The sequence below is a fragment of the Streptomyces sp. NPDC057617 genome, assembly GCF_042800555.1.
In the GTDB taxonomy this organism is placed as follows: Bacteria; Actinomycetota; Actinomycetes; order Streptomycetales; family Streptomycetaceae; genus Streptomyces.
This window is the reverse complement of record NZ_JBHVGV010000002.1, coordinates 1-16592: the sequence shown is the minus strand read 5'-3', so window position 1 is coordinate 16592 and position 16592 is coordinate 1. Positions and strand designations below refer to the sequence as shown.

General features: G+C 67.1%; 11 protein-coding genes, 1 tRNA gene and 1 pseudogene. 2 read left to right on the top strand and 11 right to left on the bottom strand.

Translation table 11 applies throughout. The features are described from left to right. Positions 1 to 300 precede the first annotated feature (300 nt). The 10 genes from ACFU9P_RS05470 to ACFU9P_RS05425 form a co-directional block, all read right to left on the bottom strand. The gene (locus ACFU9P_RS05470) at positions 301 to 4206 is read right to left on the bottom strand and encodes a DNA-directed RNA polymerase subunit beta' (RefSeq protein ID WP_376377914.1); all 3906 of its coding nucleotides are present in this window, start codon (positions 4204 to 4206) and stop codon (positions 301 to 303) included. Positions 4207 to 4333: 127 nt separating this feature from the next. Next, a complete protein-coding gene (gene rpoB, locus ACFU9P_RS05465) occupies positions 4334 to 7816 on the bottom strand; it encodes a DNA-directed RNA polymerase subunit beta (RefSeq protein ID WP_376377911.1) in 3483 nt (1160 codons plus the stop codon). A 579-nt stretch (positions 7817 to 8395) separates the two neighbouring features. Next, the gene (rplL, locus tag ACFU9P_RS05460) at positions 8396 to 8779 is read right to left on the bottom strand and encodes a 50S ribosomal protein L7/L12 (protein ID WP_217307107.1); all 384 of its coding nucleotides are present in this window, start codon (positions 8777 to 8779) and stop codon (positions 8396 to 8398) included. Positions 8780 to 8863: 84 nt separating this feature from the next. Then, positions 8864 to 9424: a 50S ribosomal protein L10 gene (rplJ, locus tag ACFU9P_RS05455; RefSeq protein ID WP_376377905.1), complete on the bottom strand. Its 561-nt coding sequence runs from the start codon at positions 9422 to 9424 to the stop codon at positions 8864 to 8866. A 301-nt stretch (positions 9425 to 9725) separates the two neighbouring features. Next, on the bottom strand, positions 9726 to 10598 hold the full coding sequence (locus ACFU9P_RS05450) for a DUF6612 family protein (RefSeq protein ID WP_384077937.1): 873 nt from the start codon (positions 10596 to 10598) through the stop codon (positions 9726 to 9728). A 159-nt stretch (positions 10599 to 10757) separates the two neighbouring features. After that, on the bottom strand, positions 10758 to 11480 hold the full coding sequence (rplA, locus tag ACFU9P_RS05445; RefSeq protein WP_376377899.1) for a 50S ribosomal protein L1: 723 nt from the start codon (positions 11478 to 11480) through the stop codon (positions 10758 to 10760). An 85-nt stretch (positions 11481 to 11565) separates the two neighbouring features. Continuing rightward, entirely contained in the window at positions 11566 to 12000 is a 435-nt protein-coding gene (gene rplK / locus ACFU9P_RS05440) for a 50S ribosomal protein L11 (protein WP_023539372.1), read from the bottom strand. Between the two features lie 211 nt (positions 12001 to 12211). Continuing rightward, positions 12212 to 13093 carry a transcription termination/antitermination protein NusG gene (gene nusG / locus ACFU9P_RS05435; RefSeq protein WP_376377896.1) on the bottom strand — a complete coding sequence of 294 codons (882 nt, stop codon included), beginning with the start codon at positions 13091 to 13093 and terminating at the stop codon, positions 12212 to 12214. Positions 13094 to 13165: 72 nt separating this feature from the next. After that, entirely contained in the window at positions 13166 to 13450 is a 285-nt protein-coding gene (gene secE, locus ACFU9P_RS05430; RefSeq protein WP_376377892.1) for a preprotein translocase subunit SecE, read from the bottom strand. 109 nt (positions 13451 to 13559) lie between these two features. Next, a tRNA-Trp gene (locus tag ACFU9P_RS05425) sits at positions 13560 to 13632 on the bottom strand. Between the two features lie 248 nt (positions 13633 to 13880). Here ACFU9P_RS05425 and ACFU9P_RS05420 point away from each other — a divergent pair. Together ACFU9P_RS05420 and ACFU9P_RS05415 are read left to right on the top strand one after the other, a co-directional pair. Continuing rightward, the gene (locus ACFU9P_RS05420; RefSeq protein WP_376377889.1) at positions 13881 to 15107 is read left to right on the top strand and encodes a pyridoxal phosphate-dependent aminotransferase; all 1227 of its coding nucleotides are present in this window, start codon (positions 13881 to 13883) and stop codon (positions 15105 to 15107) included. 164 nt (positions 15108 to 15271) lie between these two features. After that, the gene (locus tag ACFU9P_RS05415) at positions 15272 to 16321 is read left to right on the top strand and encodes an adenosine deaminase (protein WP_384077936.1); all 1050 of its coding nucleotides are present in this window, start codon (positions 15272 to 15274) and stop codon (positions 16319 to 16321) included. Between the two features lie 88 nt (positions 16322 to 16409). Here the strand turns inward: ACFU9P_RS05415 and ACFU9P_RS05410 are convergent. Further along, positions 16410 to 16592 (bottom strand): annotated as a pseudogene (locus tag ACFU9P_RS05410) (UDP-N-acetylenolpyruvoylglucosamine reductase); the annotation flags it as partial.

Here is a 16592-nt window from a genome sequence, read left to right as displayed (position 1 = left end):
TGTGCCGTCAGTACAACTAACCTGGAACGACTCCGACCCACGCGGTCGGGTGTGTCGAATGCTGCAATGACCCCGCGGGAAGCGAAGAAGGCGCAGATTACGGTGGCCGGTACTCGAACTCGCCATGCGGCTGAAGACACGCACAGGAGCCCAGGCACACCCCAGGCACAAGGTCTGAGCGTACCTACCTCATCGACTCCGGTCAAAACAAATGCCCTGGACCAGACACGCCGTACGCACCCCGCATGCCGGAGGGCGGTCACCCCGTAAGGGATGGCCGCCCTCCGGTCCTCTCACGCCTTACTGGTTGTACGGACCGTAGTCGTAGTCCTCCAGCGGTACGGCCTGGCCGGAGCCGGTGCCGAACGGCGAGTAGTCGATGTCGTCGTAGCCGACGGCCGAGTACATCGCGGCCTTGGCCTCCTCGGTCGGCTCGACCCGGATGTTGCGGTAGCGGGACAGACCCGTACCGGCCGGGATGAGCTTACCGATGATGACGTTCTCCTTGAGACCGATCAGGGAGTCCGACTTGGCGTTGATCGCCGCGTCGGTGAGGACCCTGGTCGTCTCCTGGAAGGACGCCGCCGACAGCCACGACTCGGTGGCCAGCGAGGCCTTGGTGATACCCATGAGCTGCGGACGGCCGGAGGCCGGGTGGCCGCCTTCCGTCACCACTCGCCGGTTCTCGGTCTCGAACTTCGAGCGCTCCACCAGCTCGCCCGGCAGCAGCTCCGCGTCGCCGGACTCGATGATCGTCACCCGGCGCAGCATCTGCCGGATGATGATCTCGATGTGCTTGTCGTGGATCGACACACCCTGCGAGTTGTAGACCTTCTGGACCTCGCCGACCAGGTGGACCTGGACCGCGCGCTGACCGAGGATCCGCAGCACGTCGTGCGGGTTGGTGGCACCGACGGTGAGCTTCTGGCCCACCTCGACGTGGTCGCCCTCCTCCACCAGCAGACGGGCGCGCTTCGAGATCGGGTACGCCGTCTCGTCGCTGCCGTCGTCCGGGGTGACGACCAGCTTCTTGGTCTTCTCCGTCTCCTCGATACGAACGCGGCCGGCCGCCTCCGAGATCGGGGCGACACCCTTGGGCGTACGGGCCTCGAACAGCTCGACCACACGGGGCAGACCCTGGGTGATGTCGTCACCGGCCACACCACCGGTGTGGAAGGTACGCATCGTGAGCTGGGTACCGGGCTCACCGATGGACTGGGCGGCGATGATGCCGACCGCCTCACCGATGTCGACCAGCTTGCCGGTGGCCAGCGAACGGCCGTAGCAGAAGGCACAGGTGCCGACCGCGGACTCGCAGGTCAGGACCGAGCGGGTCTTGACCTCCTCGACCCCGGCGTTCACCAGCGCGTCGATCAGGACATCGCCCAGGTCGACATTGGCCGGCGCGATGACCTTGCCGTCGATGACGACGTCCTCGGCGAGCATCCGCGCGTACACGGACGTCTCGACGTCCTCCGTCTTGCGGAGGACCCCGTCAGCGCCCTTGACCGCGATCTTCAGCTTGAGGCCGCGGTCGGTGCCGCAGTCCTCCTCGCGGATGATCACGTCCTGCGAGACATCCACCAGACGACGGGTCAGATAACCCGAGTCGGCGGTCCGCAGGGCGGTGTCGGCCAGACCCTTACGGGCACCGTGCGTGGAGATGAAGTACTCCAGTACGGACAGGCCTTCACGGAAGGACGCCTTGATGGGACGCGGAATCGTCTCGTTCTTGGCGTTGGACACCAGACCACGCATACCGGCGATCTGACGCATCTGCATCATGTTTCCGCGCGCGCCCGAGTTGACCATCATGAAGATGGGGTTGGTCTTCGGGAAGTTCGCGTTCATCGCCTCGGCGACCTCGTTGGTTGCCTTGGTCCAGATCGTGATCAGTTCCTGGGTGCGCTCCTGCTTGGTGATCAGACCGCGCTCGTACTGCTTCTGGACCTTCTCGTCCTGCGCCTCGTAACCCTGGACGATCGCCTTCTTCGCCTCGGGCACGACCACGTCGGAGATGGCCACGGTGACCCCGGAACGGGTCGCCCAGTAGAAGCCCGCCGCCTTCAGGTTGTCGAGCGTCGCCGCCACGATGACCTTGGGGTAGCGCTCGGCCAGATCGTTGACGATCTCGGAGAGCTGCTTCTTGCCCACCGAGTAGTCGACGAACGGGTAGTCCTCGGGCAGCAGCTCGTTGAAGAGCGCGCGGCCCAGGGTCGTACGCAGCCGGAAGCTGTCGCCCTGCTGGTACGTCTCGGCGTCCTCGCCGTCCGCGGGCAGGGGCGGGGTCCAGCCGCGCGGCGGGATGGTACCCACCGGGAAGCGGATGTCGACCTTCGCCTGGAGCGACAGCTCACGGTTGTCGAACGCCATGGTGGCCTCGGCGCTGGAGCCGAAGGACCGGCCCTCGCCCTTGACCTCGCGCTCCTCCTCGTCCGTGGTGAGGAAGAAGAGACCGAGCACCATGTCCTGGGTGGGCATGGTGACCGGACGGCCGTCGGCCGGCTTGAGGATGTTGTTCGAGGACAGCATCAGGATGCGGGCCTCGGCCTGCGCCTCCGCGGAGAGCGGCAGGTGCACGGCCATCTGGTCCCCGTCGAAGTCCGCGTTGAACGCGGTGCAGACGAGCGGGTGGATCTGGATGGCCTTGCCCTCGACGAGCTGCGGCTCGAAGGCCTGGATACCGAGGCGGTGCAGGGTCGGCGCGCGGTTCAGCAGCACCGGGTGCTCGGCGATGACCTCTTCGAGCACGTCGTACACGACCGTACGGCCGCGCTCGACCATGCGCTTCGCCGACTTGATGTTCTGGGCGTGGTTCAGGTCGACCAGGCGCTTCATCACGAACGGCTTGAACAGCTCCAGCGCCATGGCCTTCGGCAGCCCGCACTGGTGCAGCTTGAGCTGCGGGCCGACGACGATCACGGAACGGGCCGAGTAGTCGACGCGCTTGCCCAGCAGGTTCTGGCGGAACCGGCCCTGCTTGCCCTTGAGCATGTCGCTCAGGGACTTCAGCGGGCGGTTGCCGGGACCGGTCACCGGACGGCCGCGGCGGCCGTTGTCGAACAGCGCGTCGACGGCCTCCTGGAGCATCCGCTTCTCGTTGTTCACGATGATCTCGGGGGCACCGAGGTCGAGAAGCCGCTTGAGGCGGTTGTTACGGTTGATCACCCTGCGGTACAGGTCGTTCAGGTCGGAGGTCGCGAAGCGGCCACCGTCGAGCTGCACCATCGGACGCAGGTCCGGCGGGATCACCGGGACGCAGTCCAGCACCATGCCCTTGGGGCTGTTGCTGGTCTGCAGGAACGCGGAGACGACCTTGAGGCGCTTGAGCGCCCGGGTCTTCTTCTGGCCCTTGCCGGTACGGATGATCTCGCGGAGGCGCTCGGCCTCCTCCTCCAGGTCGAAGGACTCCAGGCGCTTCTGGAGCGCGGCGGCGCCCATCGAGCCGTCGAAGTACGTGCCGAAGCGGTCACGCAGCTCGCGGTAGAGCAGCTCGTCGCCCTCCAGGTCCTGGACCTTGAGGTTCTTGAAGCGGTTCCACACCTCGTCGAGGCGGTCGATCTCGCGCTGCGCGCGGTCGCGGAGCTGCTTCATCTCGCGCTCGGCGCCCTCGCGCACCTTGCGGCGCACATCGGCCTTGGCGCCCTCGGCCTCCAGCTCGCCCAGGTCGGTCTCGAGCTTCTTGGCGCGGGCTTCCAGGTCGGCGTCGCGGCGGTTCTCGACCTGCTGGCGCTCGACGGAGACATGCGCCTCCAGCGAGGGCAGATCGCGCGTACGGCGCTCCTCGTCCACGAACGTGATCATGTACGCGGCGAAGTAGATGACCTTCTCCAGGTCCTTCGGCGCGAGGTCGAGCAGATACCCCAGGCGCGAGGGGACGCCCTTGAAGTACCAGATGTGGGTGACGGGCGCGGCCAGCTCAATGTGGCCCATCCGCTCACGGCGCACCTTGGCGCGCGTGACCTCCACGCCACAGCGCTCACAGATGATGCCCTTGAAGCGGACGCGCTTGTACTTGCCGCAGTAGCACTCCCAGTCCCGGGTGGGGCCGAAGATCTTCTCGCAGAAGAGTCCGTCCTTCTCGGGCTTGAGGGTGCGGTAGTTGATGGTCTCCGGCTTCTTCACTTCGCCGTGGGACCAGGTCCGGATGTCGTCCGCGGTGGCGAGGCCGATCCGCAGCTCGTCGAAGAAGTTGACGTCGAGCACTTGTCGTCAATCCCTCTTTCGGGGGTTCGAGCCCCCTCGCGTCAGCGAGAAATATGGGGCACTTCAGCAATGGTCTGATCGGGTCCGGGGAGAGCCGGCCGGATACGGGATCCGGCCGGCCAACCCGTCAGACCTCTTCGACGCTGCTCGGCTCGCGCCGGGACAGGTCGATACCGAGCTCCTCCGCCGCGCGGAAGACGTCCTCGTCCGTGTCACGCATCTCGATGGACATACCGTCCGAGGACAGCACCTCCACATTGAGGCAGAGCGACTGCATTTCCTTGATGAGCACCTTGAAGGACTCGGGAATGCCGGGCTCGGGGATGTTCTCGCCCTTGACGATGGCCTCGTAGACCTTCACGCGGCCGGTCACGTCGTCGGACTTGATCGTCAGCAGCTCCTGGAGGGCGTACGCGGCGCCATAAGCCTCCAGCGCCCACACCTCCATCTCTCCGAAGCGCTGACCGCCGAACTGGGCCTTACCACCCAGCGGCTGCTGGGTGATCATCGAGTACGGGCCGGTCGACCGCGCGTGCAGCTTGTCGTCGACCAGGTGGTGGAGCTTGAGGATGTACATGTACCCGACCGAGATCGGGTCCGGGAACGGCTCACCGGAGCGGCCGTCGAACAGGTGCGCCTTGCCGGACGGCTGCACCATCCGGTTGCCGTCGCGGTTGGGGATCGTGGCCTCGAAGAGACCGGAGATCTCGTCCTCGCGGGCGCCGTCGAACACCGGGGTGGCGACATTGGTGCCGGGGGCGACCTCGTCGGCGCCGATGGCCTTGAGCCGCTCCATCCACTCCTCGCTGCCCTCGACCTTCCAGCCCTGGCTGGCGAGCCAGCCGAGATGGATTTCGAGGACCTGCCCCGGGTTCATCCGGGACGGCACACCGAGCGGGTTGAGGATGATGTCGACCGGGGTGCCGTCCTCCAGGAACGGCATGTCCTCGATCGGCAGGATCTTCGAGATGACGCCCTTGTTGCCGTGGCGTCCGGCGAGCTTGTCGCCGTCGGTGATCTTGCGCTTCTGAGCGACGTACACGCGCACGAGCTGGTTCACGCCCGGCGGCAGTTCGTCGCCCTCCTCGCGGTCGAAGACCCGTACGCCGATGACCTTGCCGGTCTCGCCGTGCGGCACCTTCAGCGAGGTGTCACGGACCTCACGGGCCTTCTCGCCGAAGATCGCGCGGAGCAGCCGCTCCTCCGGGGTCAGCTCCGTCTCGCCCTTGGGCGTGACCTTGCCGACCAGGATGTCCCCGGCGACGACCTCGGCACCGATCCGGATGATGCCGCGCTCGTCGAGGTCCGCGAGGACCTCCTCGGAGACGTTCGGGATGTCCCGGGTGATCTCCTCGGGGCCCAGCTTGGTGTCCCGGGCGTCGACCTCGTGCTCCTCGATGTGGATCGAGGAGAGGACGTCGTCCTGGACCAGCCGCTGGCTGAGGATGATCGCGTCTTCGTAGTTGTGGCCCTCCCACGGCATGAACGCCACGAGGAGGTTCTTGCCGAGCGCCATCTCGCCGAGCTGGGTGGCCGGACCGTCCGCCAGCACCTGGCTCTCGACGACCCGGTCGCCCTCGTTGACGACGACCTTCTGGTTGACCGAGGTGCCCTGGTTGGAGCGGGAGAACTTGGCGATGCGGTACGTGGTGTACGTGCCGTCGTCGTTGGCCACGGTGATGTAGTCCGCGGAGACCTCCTGGACCACACCCTCCTTCTCCGCCTTGATGACGTCCCCGGCGTCGACCGCGCAGCGGTACTCCATGCCGGTGCCGACGAGCGGGGCCTCGGAGGTGATCAGGGGCACGGCCTGGCGCATCATGTTCGCGCCCATGAGGGCACGGTTGGCGTCGTCGTGCTCCAGGAACGGGATCATGGCGGTCGCGACCGACACCATCTGGCGCGGCGAGACATCCATGTAGTCGACGTCGATGCCGGGCACGTAGTCGACCTCACCGCCACGGCGGCGGACCAGGACGCGGGGCTCGGTGAAGCGCAGATCCTCGGAGAGGGTCGCGTTCGCCTGGGCGATGACGAACCTGTCCTCCTCGTCGGCGGTCAGGTAGTCCACCTCGTCGGTGACCTGGCCGTCGGTGACCTTGCGGTACGGAGTCTCGACGAAGCCGAACGCGTTGACCCGGCCGTACGAGGCGAGCGAGCCGATCAGACCGATGTTCGGGCCTTCGGGGGTCTCGATCGGGCACATGCGGCCGTAGTGCGACGGGTGCACGTCACGGACCTCGAAGCCGGCCCGCTCACGGGAGAGACCACCCGGGCCAAGAGCCGACAGACGGCGCTTGTGGGTGAGACCCGACAGCGGGTTGTTCTGGTCCATGAACTGCGAGAGCTGGCTGGTGCCGAAGAACTCCTTGATGGAGGCGACGACCGGCCGGATGTTGATCAGTGTCTGCGGCGTGATCGCCTCGACGTCCTGGGTCGTCATGCGCTCACGCACGACGCGCTCCATCCTCGCCAGACCCGTACGGACCTGGTTCTGGATCAGCTCGCCGACATTGCGCAGACGGCGGTTGCCGAAGTGGTCGATGTCGTCGGTCTCGACCACGATCGTCGAGCCGTTCTCCCCGACCGTCTCGGTCTCGCCGGCGTGCAGCTTGACCAGGTACTTGATGGTCGCGATGACATCGTCGGTGGTGAGCACGCCGGCGTCCAGCGGCTCGTCCGCGCCGAGCTTCTTGTTCACCTTGTACCGGCCGACCTTGGCGAGGTCGTACCGCTTCGGGTTGAAGTAGAGGTTCTCCAGCAGCGTCTGAGCCGCCTCACGCGTCGGGGGCTCGCCCGGGCGCAGCTTGCGGTAGATGTCGAGCAGCGCGTCGTCCTGGCCCTGGGTGTGGTCCTTCTCCAGGGTGGCGCGCATGGACTCGTACTCGCCGAACTCGTCCAGGATCTGCTCGGTCGTCCAGCCGAGAGCCTTGAGGAGGACGGTCACGGACTGCTTGCGCTTGCGGTCGATACGGACACCGACCATGTCGCGCTTGTCGATCTCCATCTCCAGCCAGGCACCCCGGGACGGGATGATCTTGGCGGAGTAGATGTCCTTGTCGGACGTCTTGTCGATCGACGAGTCGAAGTAGACACCCGGCGAGCGGACGAGCTGCGACACCACGACACGCTCGGTGCCGTTGATGACGAAGGTGCCCTTGTTGGTCATGAGCGGGAAGTCGCCCATGAAGACCGTCTGGGACTTGATCTCGCCGGTCTCGTTGTTGGTGAACTCGGCGGTGACGAAGAGCGGGGCGGCGAAGGTGAAGTCGCGCTCCTTGCACTCGTCGATCGAGTTCTTGGAGGGCTCGAAGCGGTGGTCGCGGAAGGTCAGCGACATCGACCCGGAGAAGTCCTCGATCGGAGAGATCTCCTCGAAGATCTCCTCCAGACCGGACTTCCTGGGGACGTCCTGCCCGTTCTCGAGAGCCGCCTCGACACGAGCCTTCCAAGCGGCATTGCCGAGCAGCCAGTCAAAGCTCTCGGTCTGCAGCGCAAGGAGGTTCGGAACCTCGAGGGGCTCCTTGATCTTTGCAAAGGAGATGCGCAGCGGGGCGGTGCTGGCGCCGTTGTTCGTATTCGCGGTCGAGGCGTTGCGCGAGGCGGCCAAGAGGGGGTCCTTCCGAGGGCTCGGACTCACTACGCGCGTACCGGTCCCAAGCTGGGCACGGAGACAGAAAGCCCAGTTCAGGGCCTTTCAACCACCGATGCTCATACGAGGGGGTGCCCCTGGTGACGGGCAGGGAGCAGCTAACAGGCAGCGCAAAGGGTCAGTGTAGCCACTTGGCACACTGATGTCCAGAGCGGGTTTTCCGACACCCTCGTTGTTCTCAACACCCTTGTCTCAACCGCTGAAGCCTTCGCGCCGTAGGCGCACATCGATACTGCCCTCTTCGCCGTCGATCCATGCCTCGGATCCGGATCGATTGTGCCGACGCGTTCCTGAGAATTGCGCGCTGCGTGCGGTTCGTCAAGGCCCCCTGCCCCCTGCGGAGCGTTACCGGGCGTACGGAAGAACGGCGATGATCACGATACTCGTCGCCACCGGAAGAGCAAGGCAGCCCCCACGTGAACGCGGAAGGGCGACCACCCGACTGGGTGATCGCCCTTCGCGTCAACATCGCGCCTCAGCGGCGCCGAGACTGCCTCCGTACGCCCTGGGGGCGTGCGCAGACGGACTCGTACGGGGTCACTTGACCTCGACGGAGGCGCCGGCGCCCTTGAGGGACTCGGCGGCCTTCTCGGCGGCCTCCTTGGCGACCTTCTCCAGGACGGGCTTCGGGGCGCCGTCCACGAGGTCCTTGGCCTCCTTCAGACCCAGGGAGGTCAGCTCGCGCACGACCTTGATGACCTGGATCTTCTTCTCGCCCGCACCGGTGAGGATGACGTCGAACTCGTCCTGCTCCTCGACGGCCTCGGCCGGGACACCGGGGACACCGGCGACTGGGGCGGCGACCGCGGCGGCGGCGGTGACGTCGAACTTCTCCTCGAACGCCTTCACGAACGCGGACAGCTCGATGAGGGTCATGTCCTCGAACTGCGCGAGCAGGTCTTCCTGGCTGAGCTTCGCCATGATGGCGGTCCTTCCACTATGTCGGCTGGTGCCGTACGTACAGTTCCGCGGGCGTACCGGCCCGCTCCGACCGAACGAGCGTGATTACTCGGAGTCGGCCTCGACGGGAGCCGGCGTACCGGCACCGTCCTGCTCTTCCCTCTTGACGCGAAGCGCTTCCGCGGTGCGGACGAACTTCGACGGAAGCGCCTGGAAGAGAGAGGCAGCCTGGGACTGCTTGCCCTTCATGGCACCCGCGAGCTTGGAGAGCAGAACCTCGCGGGACTCGAGGTCCGCGAGCTGCTTGATCTCATCGGCGCTGAGCGCCTTGCCGTCAAGGACGCCGCCCTTGATGATGAGATTCGGGTTGTCCTTGGCGAAGTCACGAAGACCCTTCGCCGACTCCACCGGGTCACCGGTGACGAAGGCAACCGCCGTCGGACCCGCGAACAGGTCGTCCAGCGTGTTGATCCCGGCCTCGTTGGCCGCGATCTTGGTCAGCGTGTTCTTCACCACGGCGTACTGGGCGTTCTCACCGAGAGAACGGCGCAGCTCCTTGAGCTGCGCCACGGTGAGACCCCGGTACTCGGTCAGCACGGCGGCGTTCGAGCTGCGGAACTTGTCCGTCAGCTCGGCCACCGCGGCAGCCTTGTCGGGCCTTGCCATGAGCGTCGGCCTCCTTCCGGGTGATGAGGACCGCTCGGAAGGGGCTGAGCACAACGAAACGCCCCGGCGCAGGCGCACGGGGCGTAGCTCGACCGAATGGGATCCGGGAGCTGTCCACAGTCACCTGCGCAGGTCGTCCGCGGCTAGCGGATCCTTCGGCCACCGCGCCCTCGTACGAGCACACGGCAACGACCAGCGGTCTTTGGCTTCCTGGTGAGAGTACGTGTTCGGCGCCATGCCAGGCAAATCGGGGCCGGGCGCCCGTCAGGCGCCCGGCCTGCCCCGGCGGCGTGCGGCCTCGTCAGGCGGCGGGCTGGGCGCCCTTCATCATCTCCGCGAGGTCCACGGTCTCGGAGGCCGGCGGGGCCTTGATCTCGACCGGCTTGTTGTAGTCGAGGAACTTGATCAGCATGTCGAGCGGCCCCTGCTTCGCGGCGCCCCGGAGACGGAACTGCTTGGCACGGTCGTCCTTGTCGATCCATATGTCCATGGTCAGCTTGTCGATGCCCAGGGTCTCGTAGTCCTTGAGACTCTTCTCCCGGCGCTTCTTGGTCTCGGCGTCCTCGCCCGCCAGGGCCGCCCGCATGTCGTCGAGGCCCACCGTGCCGGTGTAGTGCGTGGTGGCGACGGAGCCGACGGTCTCCTCGCCGACCCTGGTGAGATCGTCGGCGGCGGTCAGCGAAGCGGACTCGTCGGCCGGGTTCTGGTCGAACGTGCTGGGCAGTCCGCTCGCGCCCTCGCCGGTCTGGTCCGTGGGCAGCTTCATCCAGCTCTTGCCGTCCATCTCGGCGGCGGCTTCCTTGCCCCCGTTGAGATAGAGGCCCCCGTCCACGAGCCGGATCTCAACCTCCTGGGGCTTCCCCTCCACCTCCATGCGCATCGTCATCCGCATGCCCAGCGGCTTCATCCCCATGGCCGCTTCGGCCTCGATGGTGCCCGCCCCCGGGACCTTGCCGGTCATCGAGTACGTCAAGGAGGTGAGCTTCTCGTTGTTGGCGGTGGCCTTCTTGACGGCGGCGACCGGGGACAGCTCCACCGGTGTCGCCGATGCCTTGGCGGCGTCGCTCCCGCGGTCGGCCGCGGGCTTGCCGCTCTCCGCCGAACACGCCGCCGTACCGCAGACCAGCGCTCCCGCGAGCGCGGCCGCCGCGGCGTTCCGGTACATCGTCTTCATGAATCCCCCCACAGGTATGCAAAAGATCCTTCAAGCCCGAACTCTACCGTCCGCCTCTGACAGCCCCCTCCGAATAACAAGCCGGTCCCCGCACCTCCGGAGAGGTGCGGGGACCGGCTTGCGTGCGTACGACCGTACGACCCGAGGCTGCCGTCAGTGTCAGACGGCGGCCGGGTCCTCCTCGACGAGGAGGTTGCGGGTGCGGTTGGCGTCCAGCGGGATGCCGGGGCCCATCGTCGTGGTGAGGGTCGCCTTCTTGATGTAGCGGCCCTTCGCGGCGGACGGCTTCAGACGGAGGATCTCCTCCAGCGCCGCGGCGTAGTTCTCGACCAGCTTCGTCTCGTCGAAGGAGACCTTGCCGATGATGAAGTGCAGGTTCGAGTGCTTGTCGACACGGAACTCGATCTTGCCGCCCTTGATGTCGGTGACGGCCTTGGTGACATCCGGGGTGACCGTGCCGGTCTTCGGGTTCGGCATCAGACCACGCGGGCCGAGGACACGGCCGAGACGGCCGACCTTGCCCATGAGGTCCGGGGTGGCGACGACGGCGTCGAAGTCCAGACGGCCCTTCGAGACCTCGTCGATCAGTTCGTCGGCGCCGACGATGTCGGCGCCCGCGGCGCGCGCTGCCTCGGCACGGTCACCGGTCGCGAAGACCAGGACCCGGGCGGTCTTGCCGGTGCCGTGCGGAAGGTTCACGGTGCCACGGACCATCTGGTCGGCCTTGCGGGGGTCGACGCCCAGCCGCATGGCCACCTCGACGGTGCCGTCGAACTTCGTGGTGGTGGTGTCCTTGGCGAGACGGACGGCCTCGAGCGGGGCGTAGCTGCGCTCCCGGTCGATCTTGGCGTCCGCGCCGCGGTGAGCCTTGCTGCGCTTCACTTCTTCTCCTGGTGGTTCTTCGTACAAGGGTGGAGGGTGTGGTCCGGGCCGCGCAGGGCCCTGCCACGGGGCGTGACCGGTCGGGTCAGCCCTCGACCGTGATGCCCATGGAACGGGCGGTGCCGGCGATGATCTTCTCGGCGGCGTCCAGGTCGTTCGCGTTCAGGTCGGGCATCTTGGTCGTGGCGATGTCGCGCACCTGGTCGCGGGTGAGCTTCGCGACCTTCTTGACGTGCGGCTCGCCGGAGCCCTTGTCCACGCCCGCGGCCTTGAGGATCAGCTTGGCGGCCGGCGGGGTCTTGGTGATGAAGGTGAAGGAGCGGTCCTCGTAGACCGTGATCTCCACCGGCACGACCATGCCGCGCTGCGACTCGGTCGCGGCGTTGTAGGCCTTGCAGAACTCCATGATGTTGACGCCGTGCTGGCCCAGCGCGGGGCCGACCGGCGGAGCCGGGTTGGCCGCGCCGGCGCTGATCTGGAGCTTGATAAGCCCCGTGACCTTCTTCTTCTTGGGAGGCATGTGCTCTCTCCGGGTCCTAGTGAGAGTTTTCAGCCGGCCATCCGGTCATCCGGTTGGAGGCATACCGCACAACGATAACGGGTATAGGTGCGCGGCTAAAAACCGACAGGTCAGACATCTACGGAAGCCTGTCTGACCTGGTCGGAAGCTGTGGTTCCAGAAAGCGAGAGGGCCGTCCCGGCGGGCGCGCGGCGCCCGGCCGGTCCCGTACTCAGTTCTTCTGGATCTGGTCGAAGCTCAGCTCGACCGGGGTCTCGCGGCCGAAGATCTCGACCAGGCCCTTGACCTTCTTCGAGTCGGCGTTGATCTCGTTGATGGTCGCCTGGAGGGTGGCGAACGGGCCGTCCGTGACGGTGACCGAGTCGCCGACCTCGAAGTCCAGCACCTGGACCTCGACCTTGCGGGCCGGCATCGGCTTGCCCTCGGCCTCGGCCGCCTCGCGGGCGGCCTTCTCCTCGGCCTCCGGCGCGAGCATCTTGACGATCTCGTCCAGGGTCAGCGGATACGGGTCGTACGCGTTGCCCACGAAGCCGGTGACGCCCGGGGTGTTGCGGACGACGCCCCAGGACTCGTTCGTCAGGTCCATGCGCACCAGGACATAACCCGGGAGCTTGTTCTGGCGTACGTTCTTCCGCTCGCCGTTCTTGATCTGGACGATCTCTTCCTCGGGGACCTCGGCCTGGTAGATGAAGTCCTCGACGTTCAGCGAGACGGCACGCTGCTCCAGGTTGGCCTTCACGCGCTTCTCGTAGCCCGCGTAGGTGTGGATCACGTACCACTCGCCGGGCAGTCCGCGCAGCTCCTCGCGGAGCGCGGCGATCGGGTCGGCAGGCACATCGGCCGGAGGCTCGGCATCCGCTCCGTCGGCCTCGGCCTCGTCATCGGCGTCGTGCGCGTCCTCGGCGGAGTCGTCATCCACTCCGGCCTCGTCGTCCTCGACATGGACGGCGGCCTCTTCGGCCGGCTCGCCCGCGGCGACATCAGCGGCTTCGGCCTGGTCTGGCTCGACAGCGTCCGCCGCCTCGACGATGCCGGTTTCGTCCTCTCGGGACTCCTCCGACTCGCTGGCGTCGTTCAGTTTCGGGTCAGACACGGTGGCTGCTTCTTCCTGGCTCAATGGGTGGAACACGCGAAAGGGACGCCGCGCCAGGCGCCCTCCGCGGGATCAGCCGAAGACGTACTTGATCGCATTCTGGAAGCCGTAGTCAATCACGGTCACCAGACCGATCATGATGACAACGAAGACAATCACCACTGTGGTGTACGTCGTCAGCTGATTGCGAGTCGGCCAGACGACCTTGCGCAGCTCGGCGACGATCTGACGGTAGAAGAGCGCGAGACGGCCCAGAGGACCCTTCTTTCCGCGCTTGCCACCCTTGCGTGGCTTCTTCGACTCCTCGGACTCATCGTCGGCATCAGGCTTGTCGATGGAGCCCACGGCGTCCGTCACGCTCTCTCACCTGATTCCCGGTCGTGGCCGTGCCGCGCCCGGGGGAGCCGCACGGCGATGCGTTGAATATACGTACATGCGCACACAGCCTAGGCGAAGGTGTGTGTAGCAGGGCCGGAGGGACTTGAACCCCCAACCGCTGGTTTTGGAGACCAGTGCTCTACCAATTGAGCTACGACCCTTTGTGTCAACCTCAACCTACCGCATCCGACCGGGTGCACGGAGTGCCTGGTACGGACCTGTCTGCCGAGAGCCAACGACGAGTGAGTGTACGTGGTCCCGGCGCCCGCGTCGAACAGCTTGTGCCGGATCCACTCATGATCGATCCCTGATCGGTCCCGGACCGGTCCCGCGGGCAGTTCACCGCCTGATGTGTCCATCATGGGAAACCTGTGTGCCGACGCGGTTTCGGGTCTGGGACCATGGCCGTATGAGCGCTGCAATCCCACCCACCGAGCGCCGGGTCTCCGCCCGAGTCGGCGCGATCTCCGAGTCCGCGACCCTCGCCGTGGACGCCAAGGCCAAGGCCCTCAAGGCCGCCGGGCGTCCGGTGATCGGCTTCGGCGCCGGCGAGCCCGACTTCCCGACGCCCGGCTATGTCGTCGAGGCGGCTGTCGAGGCCTGCCGCAACCCCTCGTACCACCGCTACACCCCGGCCGGCGGGCTCCCCGCGCTGAAGGCCGCCATCGTCGAGAAGACGCTGCGCGACTCCGGCTATGCGATCGAGCCCTCCCAGGTCCTGGTGACCAACGGCGGCAAGCAGGCGATCTACGAAGCGTTCGCGGCCATACTGGACCCGGGCGACGAGGTCATCGTCCCGGCTCCGTACTGGACGACGTACCCCGAGTCGATCCGGCTGGCCGGCGGTGTCCCGGTAGAGGTCGTGGCCGACGAGACCACCGGCTACCGGGTCTCCGTCGAGCAGTTGGAGGCGGCGCGCACGGAGCGTACGAAGGTCGTCCTCTTCGTCTCGCCGTCGAACCCGACGGGCGCGGTCTACAGCCCCGCCGACACCGAGGCCATCGGCCGCTGGGCCGTCGAGCACGGGCTCTGGGTCATGACGGACGAGATCTACGAGCACCTCGTCTACGGGGACGCCTCGTTCACCTCGCTGCCCGCTGTCGTACCGGAGCTGCGCGACAAGTGCATCGTGGTCAACGGCGTGGCGAAGACCTACGCGATGACCGGCTGGCGGGTCGGGTGGGTCATCGGCCCCAAGGACGTCGTCAAGGCCGCGACCAACCTCCAGTCGCACGCCACCTCGAACGTGTCGAATGTCGCGCAGGCCGCGGCGATCGCGGCGGTCTCCGGCGATCTCACCGCCGTCGCCGAGATGCGCGCTGCCTTCGACCGGCGCCGCCAGACGATCGTGCGGATGCTGAACGAGATCGACGGTGTGGTCTGCCCGCGGCCGGAGGGCGCGTTCTACGCGTACCCCTCGGTCAAGGCCCTGCTCGGCAAGGAGATCCGGGGCACGCGTCCACGGACCACGGTCGAGCTGGCCGCGCTGATCCTGGAGGAGGTGGAGGTCGCGGTCGTGCCCGGCGAGGCCTTCGGTACGCCCGGCTATCTGCGGCTGTCGTACGCGCTCGGCGACGAGGACCTGGTGGAGGGCATCGCCCGGATCCAGAAGCTGCTCGCCGAGGCCCAGGACTGACGTCGCCCAGGGCTGACTTCGCGCGGATCAGTGCGGAGAAATGCGCGAAAGCCGTGCGAGAGCGGGCTCCCGGTCAGGACCGGGGGCCCGTTTTTGCGTTCGAGCAAGATCTCGATAGGGGAAAGAGGCTGTCCGTCGGCCCTCACGTGCGGCAGGATCCTGGAATGGAGAGCACCACCCGACCCCGCGACCTCGGTCTTCTGCCCAAGGCCCATCTGCATCTGCACTTCACCGGCTCGATGCGGCCCACGACCCTGCTGGAACTCGCCGAGAAGTACGGCGTCCATCTCCCCGACGCGCTGACCAGCGGCGAACCGCCCCGGCTGCGCGCGACCGACGAGCGCGGCTGGTTCCGCTTCCAGCGGCTGTACGACATCGCCCGGTCCTGTCTGCGTACCCCTGAGGACATCCAGCGGCTGGTGCGCGAGGCCGCCGAGGAGGACGTACGGGACGGCTCCGGCTGGCTGGAGATCCAGGTCGACCCCACGTCGTACGCCCCCATGCTCGGCGGGCTGATCCCGGCGCTGGAGATCATCCTGGACGCCGTGGACACGGCCGCCCGGGAGACCGGCCTCGGGATGCGGGTGCTGGTCGCGGCGAACCGGATGAAGCATCCGCTGGAGGCCAGGACCCTGGCCCGGCTCGCCGTACGGTACGCGGACCGGGGCGTCGTCGGCTTCGGGCTCTCCAACGACGAGCGGCGCGGGATGGCCAGGGACTTCGACCGGGCCTTCGCGATCGCCCGGCACGGCGGCCTGCTGGCCGCGCCGCACGGCGGCGAACTGACCGGGCCGGCGTCCGTACGGGACTGTCTGGACGATCTGCGCGCCGCCAGGATCGGGCACGGCGTCCGGGCGGCGGAGGACCCCCGGCTGCTGCGCAAGCTCGCGGAGCGGGGAGTGACCTGCGAGGTCTGCCCGTCGTCCAATGTGGCGCTGGGGGTCTACGAGAAGCCGGAGGACGTGCCGCTGCGGACGCTGTTCGAGGCCGGGGTGCCGATGGCGCTCGGCGCGGACGACCCGCTGCTGTTCGGCTCCCGGCTGGCGGCGCAGTACGAACTGGCCCGCGCCCACCACGGGTTCAGCGACGCCGAACTGGCGGAGCTGGCGCGGCAGTCGGTACGGGGCTCGGCGGCGCCGCCGGAGGTACGGGAGAAGCTGCTGACGGGGATCGACGCCTGGCTCACGGACGGACCTGCCGGGTCCGACGCGTAACTGGTCTCTTCTTTAGGCGTAGTCCGCCTCGTTACGCGTAGTCGGCGTGTTTATGCGTAGTCGGCGTCTTCTGCAGAGGGCCACTTCTTTAGAGGGCCACGCCTACCGTCACCGGTTCGTTGACGAGCGTGATCCCGAAGGCCCCGTGCACCCCGGCGACGACCTCCCGGGCCAGCGCGAGCAGATCCTCGGTGGTCGCGCCGCCCCGGTTGGTGAGGGCGAGGGTGTGCTTGCTGGAGATACGGGCCGGGCCCGTGCCGTACCCCTTGGT

Excerpts from the sequence above, each read along its gene's own strand:
- ACFU9P_RS05415 (WP_384077936.1), top strand. The coding sequence starts at position 15,272 with ATGGAGAGCACCACCCGACCCCGCGACCTCGGTCTTCTGCCCAAGGCC.
- ACFU9P_RS05420 (WP_376377889.1), top strand. The coding sequence starts at position 13,881 with ATGAGCGCTGCAATCCCACCCACCGAGCGCCGGGTCTCCGCCCGAGTC.
- rplJ (WP_376377905.1), bottom strand. The coding sequence starts at position 9,424 with ATGGCAAGGCCCGACAAGGCTGCCGCGGTGGCCGAGCTGACGGACAAG.
- ACFU9P_RS05450 (WP_384077937.1), bottom strand. The coding sequence starts at position 10,598 with ATGAAGACGATGTACCGGAACGCCGCGGCGGCCGCGCTCGCGGGAGCG.
- rplK (WP_023539372.1), bottom strand. The coding sequence starts at position 12,000 with ATGCCTCCCAAGAAGAAGAAGGTCACGGGGCTTATCAAGCTCCAGATC.
- rplL (WP_217307107.1), bottom strand. The coding sequence starts at position 8,779 with ATGGCGAAGCTCAGCCAGGAAGACCTGCTCGCGCAGTTCGAGGACATG.